Below are 22,661 nucleotides of genomic sequence, written 5' to 3' on the forward strand. Positions count from 1 at the left end.
CTGTGCGGTTCCTGTGCGGTGCCCGGCCGCGGGCCGGGCACCGGCGGAACTCAGCTGTGCACGCGCAGCGGCACGACGTTGCTCGGCAGGGACGCGCGGCCGGGTTCGTGCTTCGGCGGCGTCGGGCTGATCGTCAACGTCACCAGGCTCGCGTACCGCGGGTGGCGGTCCACGTACACCTCCGGGACCGCGCAGGCGGCCGCCAGGACCGTGCGGTGGCGGTGCAGGTCCTCGAACGCCTCGCGGCCGTACAGCGACACCACGATGTCGCCGCCGCGGGGACGGCTCCACAGGATCGCCGGGCGGCGGCCGCCGGGCAGGCGCAGCTGCGGGAACACCGCCCGCAGCCGGTGCTGCAGCCGGATCGCGTGGATCCGGGCCCGGATCCGGTGGCGCCGCAGCAGCGCCAGGCCGAGCCCGGCGGAGAAGACCGCCGTCGCCCACAGCGGTCCGGCCCACAGCGCGAACGTGACCACGCCGTAGGGCAGCAGCGTCACGGCCAGGATCTCCCACCGCCAGTGGTACACCCGTAGCGGGAACGCCGGCTGCGTGCTCGTCATTTCCGTGCTCCTTCCGGTCGGCCGGCGGCGCAGGACACCGCCGAGGTGGCGCAGGAGACGTCCGGTACCGGCGGCCAGCACGAGGGCGGCGACGATGACCGGCCCGGACGTCATGTCGGGATCCGGGTCTTCGGGGTGGGTTCGGGTTTCACGTCGCGGTCGCGGCCGAGCTGCCAGGTCCAGCGCCACCCCGCCCAGATCGCGGTGGCGGACCCCAGCAGGACGAGCACGAAAGCCTGGCCCACCAGCCCGTCGAGCGGGGCGAGCCGCAGCAGCACCAGCAGCGCCCACAGCTGCGAAGCGGTGAACGGGATGACGAGACCGGCCGCGTAGACGCCACGGCGCCAGCGGCTCGGGCGCGGTGGTGTGGTGTAGAAATCCATGAAAGCCCCTCCTCCTCGCTTGAATCCAGGAAACCTCCGGCTCGCCGGGCGTTCTGTGTCAGCTGACACAGAAGGCGGGAATTCAGCTCGCCAGTCGTCGAAGTTCGGCCAGGCGGTGGATCGTCACCTGCCTTCTGCCGGTGCTGATCACCCCGAGCCGGCGCAGTTCGCGCGTCGCGCGCGCCCAGGACTCGCGGGAGATCGCCGCCGTCATCGCCAGTTCGGCCTGCGTGGCCGGGACCGCGATCCGGATGTCGTCCCCGCGCCGCACGCCGTGCTGGACGGCCAGCTGCATCAGCTGCGCCGCGACCCGGCGCGCCGCGGCCCCGCCGCCGACGTCCAGCCACTGCCGTCCGACCGACCGCAGTCGGGAGGACAGCACGAGCAGCAGCGCCCAGGACATCCGCGACCGCGCCCGGCACAGGGCGACGAACCGGTCACCCGGGATCTCCAGCACCTCGAGGTCCTCCAGCGCCTCGACGGTCGCCGACCGCGGCTGCGCGTCGATCGCGGAGAGTTCGCCGACGACTTCGCCCGCGCCCCGCACCCCGACGACGACCTCGCGCCCTTCCGGCGTGCCCTGGACGATCCGCACGTGCCCGGACAGCAGCACCAGCACGACGTGGGTGCGGTCGCCCTCCCGCCACACGGTTTCGCCACGCCGGTAGGAGCGCCGCGTCGCGGCCTCCGTCACGGCCCGGCGATCCGCCGGGGGCAGATCGGCCCAGAATCCCGTCGGTTCCACTGGTCCCCACCTCGGTTCGGGCTACGCGGGCATGTCCTCCGGGCGGCGGGCGGCTTCCGGGATGTGGATCCACCCGCGGAGCCGCTGGGTGCCGACCTTGACCGGCACCGCCGGGAAGTACGCGGTGTGGTCGATCCCGGGATAACCGTGGCGGACGACCGAGCGGTGCATCTCCGGTGAAATGACGAGCACGAGCGGGGCGGTCGTGATACGCAGCTGCCGCCGGAGTTCCCGCGCGTCGACGAGACGGCAGACGACGTCGACGTCCTCGCCGTACGGGCCGCGGTTGTCGTAGTGCACCTCACCGGCGTGCACGGCGACCCGCAGCCGGAAGGCGAGGTCGGGATGGGATTCGGCGTGCCGGGCCAGCAGCCCGGCCAGCGCGGGGACGACGGTGGTGAGCAGCACCGGCTTCGGCGCCTGGTCGACCGGCCGGACCAGGCACAGCGCGCCGTCACCCCGGTCGACGAAGCCGTCGCGGACCTTCCTGGTGATCCCGCCGGCCAGGAGGGCCTCGTCCAGCAGCTCGAACAGGACGGCGCGGAGCTGAGCCCGGACCGTGTTGGTCCGCGTCGTCGAGCCCTCGATGTCGACCGCCACCATGGCCCGGTGGAGGGGAACGTGCTGCGCTGGACTACTCATGGCCTGCTCCTGCCTTCAGGTCAAAACTGAAGTTCAGTCAAGGAGACTGTAAGGCGTGAAGTACCCTGGATCAACTGAGATGAATCGGTGTTATCTGTTCGGTGCAGGGAAGTTCCGCTGGGCGTAACGTTTCAGTCCCAGGTTCGGCAGGGCGCCGACTCCGCCACTAGTGACGGGGAGTAGTATCGGGGCCCTTGTCGGGAGTACTGAAATTTCCTGAAGGGTGGCCGGTCGTGTCCCCAGTCCAGCAGCCGCGGCCCGCGCTCGCCCGCCGCCTGCGTGCCCTGCGCGAGTCGTTGTGGCCGGACGCCGGGATCACCCAGGGACAACTGGCCCGGGCGCTCGGCGGCGACAAGCGGCTCAGCATCTCGCTGATCTCCTCGTGGGAAAACGCAGACAGGCCGATCGCGCCGCCGACCAGGCGGCTCGAGGCCTACGCCACCCTGTTCGCCACCCGGCGGTCGCTGGACGGCGGAACGCTTCGCGTTCTCCCTGTCCAAGAACTGACGGACGAGGAGCGGACCCGGCGCAAGGCGCTCCTGGAAGAGCTGCTGTGGCTGCGTGAAGGCATGAACCCCGCCGCTCCGGCGCCGGTGGCGGACATCTGGACTTTCGACGGGGAGCAGAACATCACCATCGTCTGTGCCCGGCTGCCTGAGAAGTACCGTCAGCACCTGTCGTACGCGGACCCGGAGAGCGCCGACTTCGTTTCGCTCTACACCTATGCCGACCCCGACGCGCTGATCGAGCTGTACGGGCACATCCGCTCGCGCAACCCGGACAACAACGTCAAGTTCTGTACCAGCGACGAGCTGGGGGCCGACGACTACACGAGTCACCTCGTCCTACTCGGCGGCGTCGACTTCAACTCGGTGACCCGGACTGTCATCGAACGGGTGAAGCTTCCGGTGAAGCAGGTCGCCCGGGCGGACGATGCCGAGCACGGCGGGTTTCTGGTCGAGGAAAACGGCCAATCGAAGCTGTTCGAACCGAAGCTCGACAGCCAGGAGCACTTGTTGGAGGACGTCGCTCACTTCTACCGCGACGAAAGTCCGTTCAACCGGAAGCGCACCGTGACCGTGTGCAATGGTATGTACGGTCGAGGAACACTGGGTGCGGTTCGAGCGCTGACGGATGCGCGCTTCCGGGACCGGAACATCGCGTACGTACAAGAGCGGTTCGGTGATGTGTCATCCTTCAGCATCATCAGCCGGGTCCCTGTCGTCGGAGGGCAGGGCCTGACTCCCGACTGGACGCTCGAGGAGAACCGGTTGCACGAGTGGCCCGAGGCTGCCGAGTGAACACGCGACAGCACGTATCGCACCAGAATCTCCTGGCGCACCACGATCGGGCGGACGTTTCCGGTGCGGTGATGGACGCGATCATCGTCCCCACCGCCCGCCCGTCCGCCTATCTCCGGCAGGCCATCGCCGCGGCCAAGGAGCGCGACGTCTTCCTGCTTTTCCTGTGCAGCAAGAGGTCCACCGTTCCCGGTGCGGTCCTGGAGGCGAAGAACGCGGGCGTCCGCGCGCTCGCCATCGACGTCGACCTGCTCAATCCCGGGCTCGTGCCGGACTTCGCCACCGACCGGCTGCTGCGCTTCACCCGGTTCCGGCGGCAGACCGACACGAGCTTCAAGCGCAACTTGGCGTTGCTCATCGCGGTCCTCGCCGGCTGGAAGCGGATCCTTTTCCTCGACGACGACATCGAGCTGCCCGACCCCGCGGATCTCGGCGTCGCGGCCGGCCTGCTCGATCGATACCCGGTCGTCGGTCTCGCGAACGCCGGCATGCCGGACAACTCCGTTGTCTGCCACGCGATCCGGGACGCGGGAGGCCCGCAGGACACCTTCATCGGCGGCGGCGCCCTCGCGGTGGGGGAGGCGGCCTTCAGCTCGTTCTTCCCCAACATCTACAACGAAGACTGGTTCTTCCTGCTGGACGGCATGAAACTGCGACCGTCCGCGATCACCGGAACGGCGATCCAGAAGCCCTACGACCCCTACCGGGACACCCGCCGCGCCCGTGCGGAGGAACTGGGCGACAACCTGGCCGAAGGGGTCTTCGGGCTGTTCGACAACCGTCTCGGTCTCGCGCAGGCCGACCAGGCGTACTGGCGGGAGTTCCTGGCCGACCGCCGCCGGATCATCCGGAACACCGTCGAACTGGTGAAGGCGGCGCCGATCGAGGCCGGCCAGCAGACGCGGATGGTCGCCTCCCTGCGCGCGGCGATCGGCCGCAGCGAACTGATCACCCCCGAGCTGTGCGTGCGCTACCTCCGCGCCTGGCAGCAGGACTGCGTGACCTGGCGGCAGCGGGTCACCGACCTGCGGCGCGACCACCACGGCGGGTCGGGCATCGAGCACGCCGTCGAGGCGCTGGGCATCCCTCCGCTGGCTCAGGCCGCGTACGACGTCACGCTCAGTACGGGCTCGAAGCACCGATCGGGTGCGCCTCGCTCCGTGGCACGGGTGTGACCGGCACCAGGTCCTTGACGAGCACGTAGCACTCTTCCGCCTCGACCAGCAGCGTGCCGTCCGGCGCAGTCGTCCGGGCGAAGCAGGTCACCTCGCCGTGGCCCCAGTCGCGGTAACCGAGGCGGTCGTACAGGCGGGCGGCGTCGTGGTTGTCGGTCCGCACGGCGAGCGCGACCCGGTCGTGACCGCGCTCGACGGTGCGGCGCTCGGCCGCGCCGACCAGTGCCTGGCCGACGCCGAGGTTCCGCAGGTCCCGGTGGACCTCCAGGTGCGTGATCAGCGGGACGCCGGGCAGGTACCAGCGGATGGGCTCTTCCTCGGCCTGCTCGCGCCACAGGTACACCGCGCCGGCGGGCCGCGGGCCCAGCCGGGCCAGGTAGAGCTCGCCGAGGCCTTTCCGCTGTCGCTCGTAGCGATCGACGAAGAATCCGCGGTCACCGAGGGCGGCAGCGAACGAATCCAGGTCTGCGATGCGGGCCGGTCGTACGTGGGGCTCCATCATCAGCAGAAACTCCTGTTCGCCTGGGCACCACAGTGTGCCGGAGTGAGCCGGTTCTTGACCAGGTTGCCCGGGTCCGGGCCGGCGTCACACCCTGCTTTCGTCTTGTCTCACGCGGTCGCGGTGAGGTCGTAGACCGTTACACCGTCCACAGTGGACGCGTGGTACCGCGAAGCCACCCACTCGGCGATCTGCTGGGCCGCGTCGGAGCCGGTCGACCCCGGCATCGTCGTGCCCTCGCCCAGGAAGTAGTGGATCCGCCCGTTCGCCACGTACTGCTGGAACTGCGCCAGCGTCGGGTACGGATCCGTCCCGTTGAACCCGCCGACCGCCAGCACCGGAGCCCCGCTCGCCAGCTGGTAGCCCGCGGCCGCGTTGGACAGCACCGTGGCCGCCGTCCAGGTGTACCGGGACGCGTCCTGCTCGAGCAACGCCGTGAGCGACGGGCCGGGCAGCGTCGTCGAAAGCAGCGCGCCCGGGCCGCCGCCGCGACCGCCGCCGAAGCCGCCGGGGCCACCGAACCGGCCGCCGAACCCGGCCGACGGGCCGGCCGACGGGATCGCGCCGCTGTGCGTCGCCGCCGCCGTCGCCAGCGTGTACGCGCCGGTGCCGGTGAGCAGGACGACCAGGGACAGCGCCGCCACGGAAGCCGCCGCCCAGCGGGTCAGGTGGGCCGCGAAGAACAGGGCCACCGCCGCCAGCAGGCCCGCCACCAGCACCGCCGGTGCCAGCCACGGCTGCCACGACGAGCCCAGCAGCAGGTACGCCGTGAGCGCCGTCAGCGCCACGCCGCCGCTGAGCAGCCCGGACGCCGCCGGATGGGCTCGCAGCCGCCACAACTGGACCGCCGCCGTGCCCACCAGCGCGCCGACCGCCGGGGCCAGCGCCACCGTGTAGTACGGGTGGATGATGCCGCCCATGTAGCTGAACACCAGGGCCGTCACCAGCAGCCAGCCGCCCCACAGCAGCAGCGCCGCCCGGGACGCGTCCGTGCGCGGGGCGCGGCGGGTGAACCACAGGCCCGCGCCCAGCGCCAGCAGGGCCGCCGGCAGCAGCCACGCGATGCCGCCCGCCATCTCGCTGCCGAACAGCCTGGCCAGGCCGGTCGAACCCCAGCCGCGGCCCCCACCGCCGCCGACGCTGCCCACCTCGTCGCCGGTGATGCGGCCGAAGCCGTTGTAGCCGAAGACCAGCTCCCACAGCGAGTTCGTCTGGGACCCGCCGATGTAGGGCCGCGAAGCCGCCGGCCACAGGGCCACGACCACCAGGTACCAGCCCGCCGCCGCGAGCGTCGCCCCGAGGGCGCCGAGCAGGTGCAGCAGCCGCTTGCCGAGCGGCACTGGCGCGGCCACGAGGTAGGCGACGGCGAACGCGGGCAGCACGAGGAACGCCTGCAGCATCTTCGCCAGGAAGCCGAAGCCGACCGCGACGCCGGCCAGCGCGAGCCAGCGCGGGCTCGCCTTCTCCAGTGCGCGCACCACGCAGTACGCGCCCGCCACCAGCAGCAGCACCAGCAGCGCGTCCGGGTTGTTGAACCGGAACATCAGCGCCGCCGCGGGGGTCAGGGCGAGCACCAACCCCGCGACCAGCCCGGCCGCCGGGCCGGCCGAGCGGCGAACCGTCGCGGACAGCAGCCAGACCGAGCCGACGCCCATCAGCGCCTGCGGCACCAGGATGCTCCACGCGTTCACGCCGAACAGCCGCGCCGACAGGCCCATCACCCACAGTGCCGCCGGGGTCTTGTCGACGGTGATCGCGTTGGCCGCGTCGCTGGAGCCGAAGAACAGCGCTTTCCAGCTCTGCGAGCCCGCCTGGGCGGCCGCGGAGTAGAACGCGTTGGCCCAGCCGGAGGCGCCGAGGCCCCACAGGTAGAGCACGGCGGTGCCGAGCAGGAGGACGGCCAGGAGCGCCCGGTGCCGGGAACGGCCAGCCGGGGCTGAAGGGGGCACGACGGTTTCGCGGGTTGCCACGGCGCCTTTTCGGGGGCTCCCGGAGGCGGAGCCCCCGGCCTGGGGCGAAGCCCCGGATGTCACTGCGGTCATGCGATCAGCTTCCGGTGCCCAGCTGGGGCCGGGTTGTGCCGATGCTGTGCACGCGCTGTGCGGGGACGGCCACGGGCAGGCGCACCGCGAACTCCGTCCGGCCGGGCCTGCTGTGCACCTGGATCGTGCCGTGGTGGGCCACCACGACGGCCGACGCGATCGCCATGCCGAGCCCGGTGCTGCCCGCGGTGCGCGACCGCGACGAGTCCCCGCGGGCGAACCGCTCGAAGACGTCCGGCAGCAGGTCCGGCGCGATGCCGGGGCCGTCGTCGGTCACGGTGAGCACCGCGTTGCCGTCTGCCGAACGGGCGAGAGCCGTCACCACCGCCGTGCCGGGTGGGGTGTGCGTGCGGGCGTTGACCAGCAGGTTCGCCAGGACCTGGTGCAGGCGCTGGACGTCGCCGAGCACGAGCACCGGCTCCGGGGGCAGTTCCAGGAGCCACCGGTGCTCGCGCCCGGCGACCCGGGCGTCGCCGACCGCGTCGGCGACCAGGCGGGTGAGGTCGACCTCGCGCACGTCCAGCGGCCGGCCCGCGTCGAGGCGTGCGAGCAGCAGCAGGTCCTCCACGAGGGACGACATCCGGACGGCTTCGGACTGGATCCGGCCCATCGAATGCGCGACGTCCGGCGGCACCAGCGCGCTGCCGCGGGCGGCCAGCTCGGCGTACCCGCGGATGGCGGCCAGGGGCGTGCGCAGCTCGTGGCTGGCGTCCGCGACGAACTGCCGGACCCGGATTTCGCTGTCGTGGCGCGCTTCGAGGGCCTGGGCGACGTGGCCCAGCATCAGGTTCAGGGCCGAGCCGACCTGGCCGACCTCGGTCCGCGGGTCGGTGTCGCCCTCCGGGACGCGGATGGACAGCGCCACCTGGCCGCGGTCGAGCGGCAGCTCGGTGACGCGCCCGGCGGTGGCCGCCACGCGGTCGAGCGGGCGCAGGGTGCGGCGGACCGCGAACGCGCCCAGGACGGCCACCCCGAGCACGCCCGCCGCGGCCACGCCGAACAGGATCAGCCCGACGGTGAGCAGCGTGTCGGTGACCGGCTTCATCGGCAGGCCGGTGACCACCACTTCGGACGTGCCGGCGACCGGCAGCGCCATCAGCCGGTACTCGCCGAGGTCGGCGAAGGACATCGTGTGCGGCTTGCCGTCGGCGGGCACCGACCGCATCAAGGCCTGCTGGTCCGCCGACAGGTACAGCCGTCCGCCGTGCTCGGCGATGCTGTCGTCGTGCACCAGCGTCTGCCCCGAGAAGGTGGCGCTGACCGTGCCGACGTTCTGCCCGAGCGGGTGCGCGCCCTGCAGCTCCGGCGGCGGCCCGCCGTCCGGCGGCCGGACGTTGCCGGCGAAGACCAGCGAGCGGTTCGCCGCGGCCGACAGCTGCTGGTCGATCTGGCGGGTGAGGAACAGGTCGAGCGCGAACTCGCTGACCACCCCGACGAGCAGGCACACGACGGTGAGCAGCACGACCATCGAGCCGGTCAGCTTCGCGCGCAGCGAAAGCCGCCCCCGGCGGGGGCGTGACGGAACGGTTCGCGCGGCCATGGATCCAGCGTCCGTCGGCGCCGTGTGTGCGGGTTGTGTGCTGCCTGTGAGGCGGCTGTGCGGTGACCGGCCCGTGACGGGATGTCCGGTTCCTCCGGTCACAGGAACGGCTGACGGCGGGCACAGTCGGTACACAGCCGGCGGCTCCACCGTGGACCTCGTCCCGAACAGCAAGGAGCGAACCATGACCACACCGCAGGCACCGTCCACTCCGGACCAGACGTGGGGTGCGACGCCCGCGCCGGCCGCGAAGCCGGCTTGGTCGCCGGGCAAGAAGGTCGCGGCGGGCGCCGTCGCGGCGGTGATCGTGGCCGGCGGGGGAGCGGCGATCTGGGCCGCTTCGTCGTCGGCGGCCACCGACGCGCAGGCCGGTCCGGGCGGGATGACGGGCGGTCCCGGCGGCATGGCGGGCGGCGGCCTGGGCGGGGCGCTGCACGGTGAATACGTGGCGTCGGACGGCAACGGCGGCTACGTCACGAAGATCATGCAGACGGGCGAGGTGACGGAGCTGAGCGCGACGTCCCTGACCGCCAAGAGCGACGACGGCTTCTCGAAGACGTACACGATCACCTCGGCCCAGGCGACCGGCCTGGCCACGGGCGACACGGTCACGGTGGTGGCCACGGAGTCCGGCAGCACGGCCACCGCGACGTCGGTGACGGACGGCGAGTCGGGCCCCCAGGGCCAGCAGGGCCAGGCCCCGGGCGGCGGCCAGGGCACCCCGCCTTCGGGCGCCCCGGCGCAGACCGGCTGATCCGGCGGCCCCGGGGGTCAGCGGCGGTCGTAGTCGACCGCGACCTCCGGGGTCGTCGCCCGGGAACGGCAGGTCAGGATCCGGTTCGCCGCGACGTCGTCCTCCGTCAGCGCGTAGCGGACGTCCATGTCGACCTGGCCGTGCAGCAGCGTCGCCCGGCAGGTGCCGCACGCGCCGCCCGTGCACGAGTACGGCACCTCGAAGCCCGCTCGCAGGGCCGCGTCCAGGACCGTCTCGCCCGCCTCCGCCGGCACGCGCGTGGTCGCGCCGCCCAGGGTCACCGCCACCGTCGCCGCCGCGCCCGCCGGGTCCCTCGGGGGTGCCGCGCCGCGGAACAGTTCGAAGTGGACGTTCTCCTCCGGGACGTCCGCGTCGGCCAGGGTGCGCCGGGCCAGGTCCAGGAGGCCGCGCGGCCCGCACAGGAACCACTCGTCCACCTTCGCCGGATGCAGGCGGTTCTGCAGCAGCGCGCGCAGCCGCGTCCCGTCGAGGCGCCCGCGCTGGTAGCGCACGTGCGAGATGGCGAGCGCCTCGCCGACCGTGTCGAAGTGCCGGGGCCGGTGCGCGTGCAGGTCCGGGTCGCGCTCGTCGGTGCGGTAGTGGACGACGTGCAGCCGCCCGCCGAACCCCTCGGCGAGCTCGCTCAGCTCCGTCGCGAACAGGGTCGTGGCGCCCGAGGTGTTGACGTACAGCAGCGTCGCCCGGCTGTGCGGCTCCGCGGTGAGCGTGCTGACCAGGATGGACAGCACCGGCGTGATCCCGCTGCCCGCCGCCAGCGCCACGTAATGCGCGGTCCGCGCCGGGTCCGGGACGTGCGTGAACGCGCCGGACGGCGGCAGCACGTCGAGGTGGTCGCCGGCGGCCAGCGTCGTCGTCGCGTAGCCGGAGAACGCGCCGCCCGCGCGCCGCTTCACCGCGATCCGCAGCTCGCCCGAGCCCGCCGGCGCGCAGATCGAGTACGTCCGCCGCACCGGGCGGCCGTCGACCACCGCGCGGACGGCCACGTGCTGGCCGGGGGTGAAGCGGAACTCCGGGGCCAGGCGCGGCGGGACGTCGAAGGTGATCGCGACGGCGTCCGCGGTCAGCGGCCGGACCTCCCGCACCCGCAGCCGGTGGAACCGGCTCGGCCCGAGCAGCGGCGGCGGCTCGGGGCCGGGTTCGTCGTCGCCGAGGCCGTCGGCCAGCCGCCGCCACGCGCGGTACTCCGCCGGCGTCAGCTCGCGGCCCCACGCGGTGATGATCGGGACGTCGCGGGCCAGGTAGGCGTCCCGGTTATCCCGCCATGCCCGCAGGTAACGGTAGAAGGGGACGGCGGGGTGCAGGTGGTGCACCAGGTGGTAGTTCTGGAACAGCATCATCGGCGTCATCAGCCACTCCAGCCCCACGCGCACCCGCGTGGTGCCGTACTTGTCCCGCGGTTTCGCCGCGGGCAGGCCGTGGTGGGGCAGCCAGTCGAACCACCACGCGAGCACGGCCAGCCCGATCCGCTGCGGCAGCACGTACCCCAGCAGCAGCTCGGTGCCGTGCCCGCAGGCGATCAGGATGGCGGCGGCGACGAACGCGAGCGACAGCAGCACGATCGACTCCGCCCGCTCCGGCGCGGGCCGGCTCCGCGCGCGGGAGGTGTAGAAATGCGCGTACCAGAAGTCGATGGTGAGCCAGCGGAACGGCAGCGACCACCAGGATCCCTGCGACGTCCACGCGTCCGGATCGGTGTGGGAGTCGGCGTTCGTGTTGCGGTGGTGTTCACTGTGGACGAACCGCAGCAGCGGAAACGACGCGTACGCGGCGACGAACGGCATCGCCAGCCGGCCGAGCAGCTCGTTGACCCATGTCAGCTTCCCTGCGGCGTGGTGGGCCGATTCGTGCACCACGGTGAACATCGTGAAGGTGACGATCGCGTGCAGGGGCACGGTGAACACCGGCGGCGCGATCCCGGCCAGCAGCAGCCAGGTCGCGGTGCCCCACAGCGCGACGCCGCCGGCGAACAACAGGAGCGTCGGGACCGACAGGCGCGGCAACGGGATCCGGGGCGAAGGCACCGGGCGACGGCCGGGCGCCGACGGCGGCGATCCGGACGTCCGGGAGCCGCGCGGCGGGGTATCGACGACGGGCATCGAGCGGTCTCCTCGGTCGAGAAGCTCCTGGCGAGGCGGGAGTCACCGTAGACAACCCGCCGTCGTTTGTAAACGTTGTGCCAGGCTTCGAAAAAAGGTTTGGGCCAGCCGAACGCAAGCGGCAGGTAAGCTGCCCTTGTGAAGGCCGTCACCCCTCCCGCCCCGGCACGCACCCGGGACCGGCTGCTGGACGCGGCCGCCGTCCTGATCGCCGGCGACGGCTGGGCCGCGGTGACGATGGGCAAGCTGGCCGCGCACGTCGGCGTCAGCAGGCAGACCGTCTACAACGAACTCGGCTCCAAGGCCGAGCTGGCCGAGGCGTTGCTGCTGCGGGAAACCGAGCGGTTCGCCGAGCGCGTGACCGAGGTCGCCGCCGCCCACCCGGGCCGCGCGGCCGACGGCGTGACTGCTGCGTTCCGGGAGACTCTCGAAGCGGCTCGGGTCAATCCGCTGCTGCTGATCGCGCTCGGCTGCCCGAAGGGCGGCCGCGACGATTTCCTCCCATTGCTGACAACGCGGCCCGAGGGTGTGCTGGAGCGCTCGGTCGACACGGTGGCAGCGGTGTTCGCGCGGTGTTATCCGGAGGCCGGGCTGACGTCTTCCGAGTGGACGGTCGCGGTCGAGGCCTTCGTCCGGCTGCTGCTGTCGCACTTGGTCCAGCCGAGCGGCTCGGTGGCGCACGCGAGCGGCCAGATGCGCTGGGTGATCGGCCGGATACTGGGCGGTTGACCCGCGGCCAAGGGTGCTCGGGTCGGGCGGCGCGGCGGCGGCTCGTCGCGCGCGGCGCGGGTGAAGGCGGCCGCCGACTCCTCCCGGAGTGAACGGCGCTCTCCCACCCCCGCCGCCCAGCGGGTCGCGAGCGGCCGGATGCGCCGCGTGATCGGCCGGATGCCGGGCGCCTGACCTCGCAGGTGGCCCCCGGCCCGGTCGCGAAGGCCACTGGCCTAGACTCGGACGTCCCGGCCTGCACGTCAGCCGGGGCCATTTCCGCAGGATTGTCCACCACAATCGTTACCGCTCGAGGAGAAGACCTTGAAGAGCACCGTCGAGCAGCTCAGCCCGACGCGAGTCAAGATCAATGTCGAGGTGCCGTTCGACGAGCTCAAGCCGAACTTCGACCGCGCCTACCGCAAGATCGCCCAGCAGGTGCGCATCCCGGGCTTCCGGCCCGGCAAGGCGCCCGCTCGCGTCCTGGAAAGCCGGATCGGGCGTGGCCCGGTGCTCGACGAGGTCGTCAACGAGGCCATCCCGGCCAAGTACATCGAGGCCGTCCGCGCCAACGAGGTCCGCACGCTCGGCAATCCCGAGTTCGACGTGACCAAGCTCGAGGACCGCGACGTGCTCGAGTTCACCGCCGAGGTCGACGTGCGCCCGGAGATCGAGCTGCCCGACCTGGACGGCTTCGCCATCACCGTCGACGACGTCGAGCTGACCGACGCGGAGGTCGACGAGCAGCTCGACGAGCTGCGCGCCCGCTTCGGCACGCTGACCGGCGTGGAGCGCCCGGCCGAGACCGGCGACTTCGTCTCGATCGACCTGTCCGCGACCGTCGACGGCGAGACCGTCGAAGAGGCGAGCACCACCGGGCTGTCCTACGAGATCGGCTCCGGCCAGCTCGTCGACGGCATCGACGAGGCGATCGTCGGCGCGAACGCCGGCGAGACCAAGACGTTCACCACCCAGCTCGTCGCCGGGGAGCACGCCGGCAAGGACGCCGAGGTGACCGTGACCGTCCAGTCGGTCAAGACGCGCGAGCTGCCCGAGGCCGACGACGAGTTCGCCCAGATGGCCAGCGAGTTCGACACGATCGAAGAGCTCAAGAACGACCTGCGCGAGCGGCTCGGCCGCGTCAAGAAGATGCAGCAGGGCGTCCAGGCGCGCGACAAGGTGCTCGACGAGCTCCTGGAGCGCACCGAGGTGCCGATCCCGGAGAAGGTCCTCGACGCCGAGATCGAGAACCGCAAGCACGACGCGATCCACCCGTTCGACCACGACGAGGCCCAGTTCGCGAAGGCCCTCGAGGCCGAGGGCCGCACGCTCGAGGAGTTCGACGCGGAGACCCGCGCCGAGTCGGAGAAGGCCGTCCGCACGCAGCTGCTGCTGGACACCATCGCCGACCGCGACGAGGTGTCGGTCAACGACGGCGAGCTCACCGAGCGGATCATCTACCAGGCCCAGCGCTTCGGGATCAGCCCGGACGAGTACGTCCAGCGCGCCCAGCAGTCCGGTCAGCTGACCGCGATCTACGCCGACGTGCGGCGCGGCAAGGCCCTCGCCTCGGTGGTCCGGAAGACCACCGTGACCGACGGCTCGGGTGCGGAGGTCGACCTTTCGGAGCTGTTCGGCAGCGACGAGCCGGCCGTCGACGCGGCAACCGAAGAGACGCAGGTCACCGACGAGACGGCGAAGACTCCGGCGGAGTGAAGCTGTGAGCGAACTTGGGCGGTGTCAGGCATTCTGCGCCGCCCAAGTTCGTTAGGGTCGGTTACAAGATCTCAAGCATCTGAAACGACAGCGGTGGCCGTCAGCACCGGGCCACCGCCGGCGAAAAGGCAGGCAGACGTGACGCAGCACACGCCCGAGGCGCGGACCGGCACCGCAGGGCTCACCCTCACCGACTCGGTGTTCGAGCGGTTGCTCCAGGAGCGCATCGTCGTCCTCGGTTCCGAGGTCAACGACGAGATCGCCAACCGGATCACCGCGCAGCTGTTGCTGCTGGACGCCGACGACGCCGAGTCCGACATCCGCTTCTACATCAACTCGCCGGGTGGTTCGGTCACCGCCGGCTTCGCCATCTACGACACCATGCAGCTGATCCGCCCGGACGTCGCGACCTACGCGATGGGCATGGCGGCCTCGATGGGGCAGTTCCTGCTCTCCTCGGGCACGCGGGGCAAGCGCTACGCCCTCCCGCACGCGCGCATCCTGATGCACCAGCCGTCGGCCGGGGTCGGCGGCACGGCGTCGGACATCGCGATCCAGGCGGACCTGTTCAACAAGTGGAAGCGGGAGCTGGCGCAGATCACCGCGGACCAGACCGGCCAGACGGTCGAGCAGATCATCAAGGACGGCGACCGCGACCGCTGGTTCACCGCGCAGGAGGCGAAGGACTACGGCTTCGTGGACCACGTCCTCACCGCCGACATCGCCCGGCCGGGCTCTCGCTGAGCCCGAAGCACCAAGGAGACTTTCGATGAGCAACTTCAGGCTCCCGGGTGACTTCCGGGCCCCGAACATCCCCCAGTCGCGGTACATCCTGCCCTCCTACGTCGAGCGCACCAGCTACGGCGTCAAGGAGTCGAACCCGTACAACAAGCTGTACGAAGAGCGGGTCATCTTCCTCGGCGTGCAGGTGGACGACGCGTCGGCCAACGACGTGATGGCCCAGCTGCTGCACCTCGAGCACGAGGACCCGGACCGCGACATCCTGATCTACATCAACTCGCCGGGTGGCTCCTTCACCTCGCTGATGGCGATCTACGACACGATGCAGTTCGTCCGCCCGGACATCCAGACGTACTGCCTCGGCCAGGCCGCTTCGGCCGCCGCGGTGCTGCTGTCGGCCGGCACGCCGGGCAAGCGCTACGCGCTGCCGAACTCGCGCGTGCTGATCCACCAGCCGGCCACCGAGGGCACCTACGGCCAGGTCTCCGACCTGGAGATCCAGGCGAACGAGATCCAGCGGGTGCGGCGCCAGATGGAGGTCATCCTGGCCAAGCACACGAACAAGGACCCGGACCAGATCAAGACCGACATCGAGCGGGACAAGATCCTGACCGCCGAAGAGGCCAAGGCGTACGGCATCATCGACGAGGTGCTGCCGTACCGTAAGGCGTCGGCTCTGTAGATCCGCCAGGCCGGTGTGTGTCGAGAAGACGACACACACCGGCATCCTGGTTTAGGGTCGTCCTCTGACGTGCTGCCGGAGCTCGTGGGTGTTCCCGCCCGCGGCATCGGACGGGTACCGTCAGTGGCAATGCGTGAGGCTCCGCCCGGTCCGGCGTGACCGGCGGGTCGCACCGTCGCAACACACGTCAGGCGCGGAAACCCGCGCCGGAGGGGACGAGGTCAACGGCCATGGCACGGATCGGTGACGGCGGAGACCTGCTGAAGTGTTCTTTCTGCGGGAAGAGCCAGAAGCAGGTGAAGAAGCTCATTGCCGGCCCCGGGGTCTACATCTGCGATGAGTGCATCGACCTCTGCAATGAGATCATCGAGGAGGAGCTGGCCGAGGCCGGCGACGTCAAGCTCGACGAGCTGCCCAAGCCCGCCGACATCCACGAGTTCCTCGAGCAGTACATCATCGGGCAGGAAGACGCCAAGCGGACCCTCGCGGTAGCGGTCTACAACCACTACAAGCGGATCCAGGCGGACGACAAGGCCGGGCCGAAGGACTCCAAGGAGGAGTCGGTCGAGCTCGCCAAGTCGAACATCCTGATGCTCGGTCCCACCGGGTGCGGCAAGACCTACCTCGCGCAGACCCTCGCGAAGCTGCTGAACGTGCCGTTCGCCATCGCGGACGCCACGGCGCTGACCGAGGCCGGCTACGTCGGCGAGGACGTCGAGAACATCCTGCTCAAGCTCATCCAGGCGGCGGACTACGACGTCAAGCGGGCCGAGACCGGGATCATCTACATCGACGAGGTCGACAAGATCGCCCGCAAGAGCGAGAACCCGTCGATCACCCGGGACGTCTCCGGCGAGGGCGTCCAGCAGGCGCTGCTGAAGATCCTCGAGGGCACCACCGCCTCGGTTCCGCCGCAGGGCGGCCGCAAGCACCCGCACCAGGAGTTCATCCAGATCGACACGACGAACGTGCTGTTCATCGTGGCCGGCGCGTTCGCCGGGCTGGAGAAGATCATCAACGAGCGGGTCGGCAAGCGCGGCCTCGGCTTCGGCGCGGAGATCCGCACCAAGTCCGAGATCGAGGAGAGCGACGTCTTCTCCGACACCATGCCCGAGGACCTGATCAAGTTCGGGCTGATCCCGGAGTTCATCGGCCGTCTCCCGGTCGTGGCGACGGTGAACCACCTGGACAAGGACTCGCTGGTCAACATCCTGACCCAGCCGCGCAACGCCCTGGTGAAGCAGTACAAGAAGCTCTTCGAGATGGACAACGTCGAGCTCGAGTTCACCAAGACCGCGCTCGAGGCCATCGCCGACCAGGCGGTCCTGCGCGGGACCGGTGCCCGCGGGCTGCGTGCGATCATGGAAGAAGTGCTCCAGCCGGTGATGTACGACATCCCGAGCCGCGACGACGTGGCGAAGGTCGTCATCACCGAGCAGACCGTCCGGGAGAACGTGAACCCGACGATCGTCGCCCGGCAGCCGACGCGGCGCGCGCGCAGCGAGCGCGGCGAGAAGTCGGCCTGACGCCGGGCGTCTCCGGGCCGCCCGGGTCGGAGACCCGACAGGAAAGCTGAATGACTGCTGACTCTCTCCCGGGTTCCGGGGCCGTTCCCGGTGGTGGCGTGCAGGCGCCGCCACCGCCGGCCCCGGTGCCCGTCGAGCCCGCCGCGGGGCCCGTCCTCGGGTTCCGCGAGCTGAGCGAACGCGTGATCGCGTCCGTCTTCGACCGGTACCCGTGGCTGAACCGCGTGCTGATGGGCGTGCTGGCGGTGTTCACCGGGACCTGCGTCGTGGCCGTGGTGGCCCGGCTGTCGCCGTTGCCGCTGATCCCGGTGCCGCTGTTCGTCGTCGGCGGGTACGCGCTGTGGCGGGCCCGGGGCGTCACCAGCCGGCGTCAGCTGTTCAACTGGATCCTGCTCTTCGCCCTCGCAACCCTGGTGGGGTTCTGGCTGATCTCGGTGGTCGGCCGCTGGGTGGAGTGAATTCCGACGTCCGTAGGGTTTGAGGCCGGCGGCGGTTGGGTATGACGACCTCGTGGTAGATGCCCTGGGACCCTTCCGGCATCCTGCCCTTCTCTATCGCGGTGACACTGAGTATCTGGACGGTGTCATTCCGTTTCTGCTCGAAGGTCTCGACCGGGGTGAGCCTGCGGCCGTCGCCGTTCCCGGGCACAACCTGCTGCTGATCGAGAAGGCCCTGGAAGACCGGGCGCACGAGGTCCGGCTGATCGACATGCAGCGAGCGGGCCGCAACCCCGGCGCGATCCTGCCGTCGGTTCTGCACGCCTTCGCCGGCGAGCACGACGGTCCGGTGCGCCTGGTGGGCGAGCCGATCTGGGCCGGCCGCTCGGAGGCGGAGTACCCGGCGTGCGTGGTGCACGAAGCCCTCATCAACAACGCCTTCGCCGGGCGTGACCTGGCGATCCTGTGCCCGTACGACGTCGGGGCGCTGCCGCCGCCGGTCCTGGCCGACGCCGAGCGGACGCATCCGGAGATGTGGGGTGTGGCCGGGCCGTTCCGCAGCCCGCACTTCGACCCCGACGGCGTCCGCGAAGACTTCACGCGTCCCCTGGAGCCCCCGCCGGGCGCGGTCGAGCGCGGGTTCGACCTGGGGCAGCTGGCGTCGGTGCGCGGCTTCGCGGAGATCTGGGCGGCCCGGAACGGCCTGCGCCGGCCCCGCCGCGACGACTTCGCGCTGGCGATCGCGGAACTGACCACGAACAGCGTGCTCTACGGCGGCGGCACGGGTGTGCTGTGGCTGTGGGCGGAGGCGTCCCAGGTGGTCGCCGAGGTCACTGACACGGGCACGATCACCGAGCCCCTGGCCGGCCGCATCCCCCCGTCGGCGACCACCCTCGGCGGCCGCGGCCTCCTGCTGGTCAACCGCCTGGCCGACCTGGTCCGCCAGTACTGGATCCCGGGCCGCACGACCACCCGGATCCACTTCACCCGCTGACGGGTTACGGGGTCAGTCGGCGCGGGGGACGTGCTTGCCGAGGAAGCTGATCAGGCTCGGCACCACCGTCCGGTTGAACGGGTCGCCGTGCTTGCCGTGCGCGGTGTGGGCGACCGCCGGGTGGGCCGCGTCGATGTAGCGGCGGACGCCGGTGATGAACGAGTCCTCCGTGCCGCACCAGATGCCGTTGGCCACGCCCTTGGTCTCGTCGATGTGGCGCAGCGGGTCCAGGGCCGTCCAGTCCTGGATGCCGGTGAAGATGTGCCGCTTGGCCATCTCCGGCCACGACGTGATCAGCGCCGGGGCCAGCGTCGCGACGGCGGCGGGCGGCTGGCGCCGCTCGACCCGGCGGCGCGTGTACACCAGCGCGCCGAACCCGCCCATCGACACGCCCGTGCAGGCGAACGGCTGCCCGGTCGGCCCGGCGAAGCCGCGGGCCCGCAGCCACTGCGGGACCTCCTCCAGCAGCATCGCCATCGGGTCGTCGCCGGGGTGCACCTCGTGCCAGTAGTTGTCGCCGCCGTCGACGGCCACGAAGCCGAACGCCGGGACCGCCTTGCGGGCGACGTCGCTGGCCAGCTGCTTGAGCGTGCCGGTCGGGGCCGCGCTGCGGGCGTTGCCGTGCAGGCCGTGCAGCATCAGCGACATCGGCAGCCCCTTCGGCGGGGTCTTCGACGGCAGGATGAACACCAGGTCGACCATCCGCCCGCGGGCGGCCGAGTAGACGCGCTCGACGCGGGTGCTGCCCAGCTGGGTCGTCGGGTTCGACGACGTCACGCCGAGCGTCCGCTGCAGGGCCTGGCTGAACGGCAGCTTGCCGGTCGCCGTGCCGACGGCGAGACCGGTCACGGCCAGCCCGGACGCGCCCGCGATCAGCACCGATCGGCGGCTCAGCCACCGCCGGGCGCCCTGGACCGCCTCGGCGACCGTCCCGGCCGGCTCCGCGTCCCCGTTTTCCTCGTTCACCCTGTCTCCATCCCCCTGCCCCCGTATTCAAAGACGCCGCGCAGCCGCTCCGCGTTCCCTCGCGCCCCTGTTCACCGGGTCAATCGTTACCACCCTGCCCGGTGTTTCCGGTCCTCGCTCGCCAGGCCGCCTTCGCCGCTTCGGCCGAGCCCCTGGCCCGGTCCACAGTGTCCCCGAGACCCACTGCCATGGTGATCCCGAGGGGGACCAGAATGTGGTCTATGCCCTGTTCGGCGGGGCCGAAGTGGCCGGACGCCTCCAGCGTGACGAAGCCGTGCAGCGCGCTCCACAGCTGGGCGGCGGCCTGGTACTCGTCCGCGGGCCGGAACCGGCCGGCCGCGATCGCCCGCGCGGTGGCCCGGACGATGGGAGCGAACGCCTCCAGTCCTTCCTGGGCGGCTTCGCGGCCCGCCTCCGTGGTCAGGTCGGACAGCGTCGCCCGCTTGCCGCCGGGTGCGGACTGGCCGAACGCCACCGCGTACAACTGCGGCTGCTCGGCGACCGCCTGCCGGTAGGTGCGGGCCAGGCTGAAGATGTCCGCCACCGGGTCGGCGGTCTCGCCGACCTGCGCCAGCCACTCCGCCAGCCGCACGAACCCGGCCCGCGCGACCTCGTCGACCAGCGCGGCCATGCCGCCGAAGTGCGTGTACACCGCCATCGTCGAGACGCCGACCTCCGCGGCCAGCTTGCGGGCCTGCAGGGCTTCCGGGCCGCTCTCGTCGAGCAGCCGGATGGCGGCCTCGACGAGCCGGGCCTTGACGTCGGTCGCGCGCGGTTTCGGGCTCATGCTTGCCAGTATCCCATAACCCTGTTATACCTGGATGCATAACCACGTTATGGAGGATCGCATGGGCAACAAGTTCCTCGAGGGCAACTTCGCCCCGGTCAGCCGGGAGTACACGATCACCGAGCTCGCCGTCACGGGTGCGATCCCGGAGTTCCTCGACGGCCGCTACCTGCGCAACGGCCCCAATCCGCTGTCCGAAGTGGACCCGGCGGCCTACCACTGGTTCATGGGCGACGGCATGGTCCACGGCGTGCGCCTGCGCGACGGGAAGGCCGAGTGGTACCGCAACCGGTGGATCCGCAACCCCGCCGTCGCCGCGACGCTGAACGGTGAGGACGCGAGCCGGTTCTGCGGGCTGGACGCCCTCGGCGCCAACACCAACGTCATCGGGCACGCGGGCAAGACGCTCGCCCTGATGGAGGCGGGCGCGCCGATCTACGAGCTCACCGACGAGCTCGACACCGTCGGCCGCTGCGACTTCGACGGCACGCTGCCCGGCGGTTACACCGCCCACCCCAAGCGCGACCCGCGCACCGGCGAGCTGCACGCCGTCTCGTACTTCTTCGGCATGGGGAACAAGGTCCAGTACTCGGTGATCGACGCGGGCGGCCGCGTCCGCCGCACGGTCGACGTCGAGGTCACCGGGGCGCCGATGATGCACGACTTCTCGCTGACCGAGCGCCACGTCGTCTTCTACGACCTGCCGGTCACGTTCGACGCCGAGCGCGCGGTCTCCGCGAGCGTGCCGGGGGTCCTGCGCACACCGGCGAAGCTGGTCGTGTCGGCCATGGTCGGCAAGGTCCGCGTGCCGGACCCGGTGACCGCGATGATGGCCCGCAAGACCGGCGCGAACGGCGGCCTGCCCTACCGCTGGAACCCGAAGTACCCGGCCCGGATCGGGGTCATGCCGCGCGAGGGCGGCGCCGGCGACGTCCGCTGGTTCGAGGTCGAGCCGTGCTACGTCTTCCACCCGCTCAACGCCTACGACGACGGCGACAGCATCGTGCTCGACGTCGTCCGCCACCCGAAGATGTTCGACACCGAGCTGCACGGCCCGGGCGAAGGCGGCCCGACGCTGGACCGCTGGACCGTCGACCTGGCCGCGGGCAAGGTGCTGGAGGAGCGGCTCGACGACCGCGGCCAGGAGTTCCCGCGCGTCGACGAGCGCCTGGTCGGCCGCCGCCACCGCTACGGCTACGCGATGTCGGCCGACGGCGGCGCGGAGCCCGGCGGCTCGCTGTACAAACACGACTTCCAGACCGGCGCCCGCGCCGAGCGCGCGTTCGGCGCGGGCCGCCAGCCCGGCGAATTCGTGTTCGTCCCCCGCCACGAGGACGCGGCGGAGGACGACGGTGTCCTGCTGGGTTTCGTGTTCGACCCGGCGACCCGGCGCAGCGACCTGACCATCCTGGACGCGGGCACGCTGGAGACGGTGGCGGCGGTCCACCTGCCCGACCGCGTGCCGCACGGCTTCCACGGCAACTGGGTGGAGTCGGTCTAGGTCAGGACGCGGTGGTCGCCGGTGTAGAGGTTCATCGAGTCGCCGCGCAGGAAGCCGACGAGGGTCATCCCGTTCTCCTCGGCCAGCTCCACCGCCAGCGACGACGGCGCGGACACCGCGGCCAGCAGGCCGATCCCGGCCATCGCGGCCTTCTGCACCAGCTCGAACGAGGCGCGCCCGGACACCAGCAGGCCGTGGCCGGGCGCCGGGATCCGGCCGTCGAGGACGGCCCAGCCGAGGACCTTGTCGACAGCGTTGTGCCGTCCGACGTCCTCGCGGACGACGTCGAGCCCGCCGTCCGGGGTGAACAGGGCCGCCGCGTGGAGGCCGCCGGTGCTGGCGAACACCTTCTGCCGGGCGCGCAGGGCGTCCGGCAACCCGGCCAGCGTCTCGCTCTTCACCGCGAACGCCGCCGAAGCGGGGGAGAAGCGGGTGCGGAGCTTGACCGCGTCGAGGGCCGCCTTGCCGCAGACGCCACACGAAGAGGTGGTGTAGAAGTTGCGCTCGACGCCCGTGTCCGGCGGCGCCACGCCGTCGGCCAGCGCGATGTCCAGCACGTTGTAGGTGTTGCGGCCCTGGTCGTCGACGCCGTCGCAGTAGCGGGCGACGGCGATGTCCTCGCGGCCGCCGATGACACCTTCGGACAACAGGAAGCCGTGGGCCAGCTCGACGTCGTGCCCGGGCGTGCGCATGGTGACCGCCAGCGCGCGGCCGCCGACCCGTAGTTCCAGGGGTTCTTCGGCGGCGAGCGCGTCGGGACGGCGCCGGTCCCCGGCCGCGGAGATCCGCCGCACCGGCCTGCGCACGGTAACCCTGCCCATCGGCACACCTTTCCCTGCCCGGAA

The 22,661-nt window shown here is 71.4% G+C and carries 22 protein-coding genes; 11 read left to right on the forward strand and 11 right to left on the reverse strand.

The features are described from left to right. Positions 1-50: 50 nt before the first annotated feature. From AB0J55_RS26140 to AB0J55_RS26155, 4 genes are all read right to left on the reverse strand, one after another. The gene (locus AB0J55_RS26140; protein ID WP_364253550.1) at positions 51-674 is read right to left on the reverse strand and encodes a hypothetical protein; all 624 of its coding nucleotides are present in this window, start codon (positions 672-674) and stop codon (positions 51-53) included. Further along, entirely contained in the window at positions 671-943 is a 273-nt protein-coding gene (locus AB0J55_RS26145) for a hypothetical protein (RefSeq protein WP_364253553.1), read from the reverse strand. Before AB0J55_RS26145 ends, AB0J55_RS26140 begins: the two co-directional genes overlap by 4 nt. 82 nt (positions 944-1,025) lie before the next feature. Next, entirely contained in the window at positions 1,026-1,688 is a 663-nt protein-coding gene (locus AB0J55_RS26150; RefSeq protein WP_364253556.1) for a Crp/Fnr family transcriptional regulator, read from the reverse strand. Between the two features lie 21 nt (positions 1,689-1,709). Further along, positions 1,710-2,330 carry a hypothetical protein gene (locus tag AB0J55_RS26155; RefSeq protein WP_364253559.1) on the reverse strand — a complete coding sequence of 207 codons (621 nt, stop codon included), beginning with the start codon at positions 2,328-2,330 and terminating at the stop codon, positions 1,710-1,712. Positions 2,331-2,563: 233 nt separating this feature from the next. Between AB0J55_RS26155 and AB0J55_RS26160 the strand changes: the two genes are divergently transcribed. Together AB0J55_RS26160 and AB0J55_RS26165 are read left to right on the forward strand one after the other, a co-directional pair. Then, positions 2,564-3,631, forward strand: coding sequence for a helix-turn-helix transcriptional regulator (locus AB0J55_RS26160; RefSeq protein WP_364253562.1), 1,068 nt, complete (start codon positions 2,564-2,566; stop codon positions 3,629-3,631). A 71-nt stretch (positions 3,632-3,702) separates the two neighbouring features. Beyond that, complete coding sequence (locus AB0J55_RS26165; protein WP_364253565.1) at positions 3,703-4,806, forward strand: hypothetical protein; 1,104 nt, start codon at positions 3,703-3,705, stop codon at positions 4,804-4,806. Here AB0J55_RS26165 and AB0J55_RS26170 read toward each other — a convergent pair. The 3 genes from AB0J55_RS26170 to AB0J55_RS26180 all read right to left on the reverse strand — a co-directional run bounded on the left by AB0J55_RS26170 (position 4,751) and on the right by AB0J55_RS26180 (position 8,887). Next, positions 4,751-5,308 (reverse strand): GNAT family N-acetyltransferase, encoded by a 558-nt coding sequence (locus tag AB0J55_RS26170; RefSeq protein ID WP_364253568.1) that lies wholly within the window; start codon positions 5,306-5,308, stop codon positions 4,751-4,753. The genes AB0J55_RS26165 and AB0J55_RS26170 overlap by 56 nt on opposite strands. A 107-nt stretch (positions 5,309-5,415) precedes the next feature. Beyond that, the gene (locus AB0J55_RS26175; RefSeq protein WP_364253571.1) at positions 5,416-7,347 is read right to left on the reverse strand and encodes a glycosyltransferase family 39 protein; all 1,932 of its coding nucleotides are present in this window, start codon (positions 7,345-7,347) and stop codon (positions 5,416-5,418) included. Between the two features lie 4 nt (positions 7,348-7,351). After that, entirely contained in the window at positions 7,352-8,887 is a 1,536-nt protein-coding gene (locus AB0J55_RS26180) for a HAMP domain-containing sensor histidine kinase (protein WP_364253574.1), read from the reverse strand. A 184-nt stretch (positions 8,888-9,071) separates the two neighbouring features. Here AB0J55_RS26180 and AB0J55_RS26185 point away from each other — a divergent pair, with 184 nt between their 5' ends. Beyond that, positions 9,072-9,641, forward strand: coding sequence for a hypothetical protein (locus AB0J55_RS26185; RefSeq protein ID WP_364253577.1), 570 nt, complete (start codon positions 9,072-9,074; stop codon positions 9,639-9,641). A 17-nt stretch (positions 9,642-9,658) separates the two neighbouring features. Here the strand turns inward: AB0J55_RS26185 and AB0J55_RS26190 are convergent, their stop codons facing one another. Further along, entirely contained in the window at positions 9,659-11,758 is a 2,100-nt protein-coding gene (locus AB0J55_RS26190) for a fatty acid desaturase (RefSeq protein ID WP_364253579.1), read from the reverse strand. A gap of 138 nt (positions 11,759-11,896) precedes the next feature. Between AB0J55_RS26190 and AB0J55_RS26195 the strand changes: the two genes are divergently transcribed. The 7 genes from AB0J55_RS26195 to AB0J55_RS26225 all read left to right on the forward strand — a co-directional run bounded on the left by AB0J55_RS26195 (position 11,897) and on the right by AB0J55_RS26225 (position 18,562). Further along, entirely contained in the window at positions 11,897-12,487 is a 591-nt protein-coding gene (locus AB0J55_RS26195) for a TetR family transcriptional regulator (protein ID WP_364253581.1), read from the forward strand. A 303-nt stretch (positions 12,488-12,790) separates the two neighbouring features. Beyond that, on the forward strand, positions 12,791-14,182 hold the full coding sequence (gene tig / locus AB0J55_RS26200; protein ID WP_364253584.1) for a trigger factor: 1,392 nt from the start codon (positions 12,791-12,793) through the stop codon (positions 14,180-14,182). A 138-nt stretch (positions 14,183-14,320) separates the two neighbouring features. Continuing rightward, positions 14,321-14,926 carry an ATP-dependent Clp protease proteolytic subunit gene (locus tag AB0J55_RS26205; protein ID WP_364253588.1) on the forward strand — a complete coding sequence of 202 codons (606 nt, stop codon included), beginning with the start codon at positions 14,321-14,323 and terminating at the stop codon, positions 14,924-14,926. A 25-nt stretch (positions 14,927-14,951) separates the two neighbouring features. After that, a complete protein-coding gene (locus AB0J55_RS26210; protein ID WP_364253591.1) occupies positions 14,952-15,605 on the forward strand; it encodes an ATP-dependent Clp protease proteolytic subunit in 654 nt (217 codons plus the stop codon). 230 nt (positions 15,606-15,835) lie between these two features. Then, entirely contained in the window at positions 15,836-17,131 is a 1,296-nt protein-coding gene (clpX, locus tag AB0J55_RS26215; protein ID WP_004562779.1) for an ATP-dependent Clp protease ATP-binding subunit ClpX, read from the forward strand. 50 nt (positions 17,132-17,181) lie between these two features. Next, positions 17,182-17,589, forward strand: a complete 408-nt coding sequence (locus AB0J55_RS26220) for a hypothetical protein (RefSeq protein ID WP_364253594.1) — start codon at positions 17,182-17,184, stop codon at positions 17,587-17,589. A gap of 52 nt (positions 17,590-17,641) precedes the next feature. After that, entirely contained in the window at positions 17,642-18,562 is a 921-nt protein-coding gene (locus AB0J55_RS26225) for an anti-sigma factor RsbA family regulatory protein (RefSeq protein ID WP_364253597.1), read from the forward strand. Between the two features lie 12 nt (positions 18,563-18,574). Here the strand turns inward: AB0J55_RS26225 and AB0J55_RS26230 are convergent, their stop codons facing one another. Continuing rightward, positions 18,575-19,528, reverse strand: a complete 954-nt coding sequence (locus AB0J55_RS26230) for an alpha/beta hydrolase-fold protein (protein WP_364253600.1) — start codon at positions 19,526-19,528, stop codon at positions 18,575-18,577. 79 nt (positions 19,529-19,607) lie between these two features. Next, on the reverse strand, positions 19,608-20,315 hold the full coding sequence (locus AB0J55_RS26235) for a TetR/AcrR family transcriptional regulator (RefSeq protein ID WP_364253603.1): 708 nt from the start codon (positions 20,313-20,315) through the stop codon (positions 19,608-19,610). Between the two features lie 61 nt (positions 20,316-20,376). On the opposite strand from AB0J55_RS26235, the gene AB0J55_RS26240 reads away from it, so the two are divergent. Continuing rightward, positions 20,377-21,816 (forward strand): carotenoid oxygenase family protein, encoded by a 1,440-nt coding sequence (locus tag AB0J55_RS26240; RefSeq protein WP_364253606.1) that lies wholly within the window; start codon positions 20,377-20,379, stop codon positions 21,814-21,816. Here AB0J55_RS26240 and fdhD read toward each other — a convergent pair. Beyond that, the gene (fdhD, locus tag AB0J55_RS26245; protein WP_364253609.1) at positions 21,813-22,637 is read right to left on the reverse strand and encodes a formate dehydrogenase accessory sulfurtransferase FdhD; all 825 of its coding nucleotides are present in this window, start codon (positions 22,635-22,637) and stop codon (positions 21,813-21,815) included. The two genes, AB0J55_RS26240 and fdhD, sit on opposite strands and share 4 nt — an antisense overlap. Between the last annotated feature and the right edge of the window lie 24 nt (positions 22,638-22,661).

The organism is Amycolatopsis sp. NPDC049688, assembly GCF_040674975.1.
Lineage (GTDB): Bacteria > Actinomycetota > Actinomycetes > Mycobacteriales > Pseudonocardiaceae > Amycolatopsis.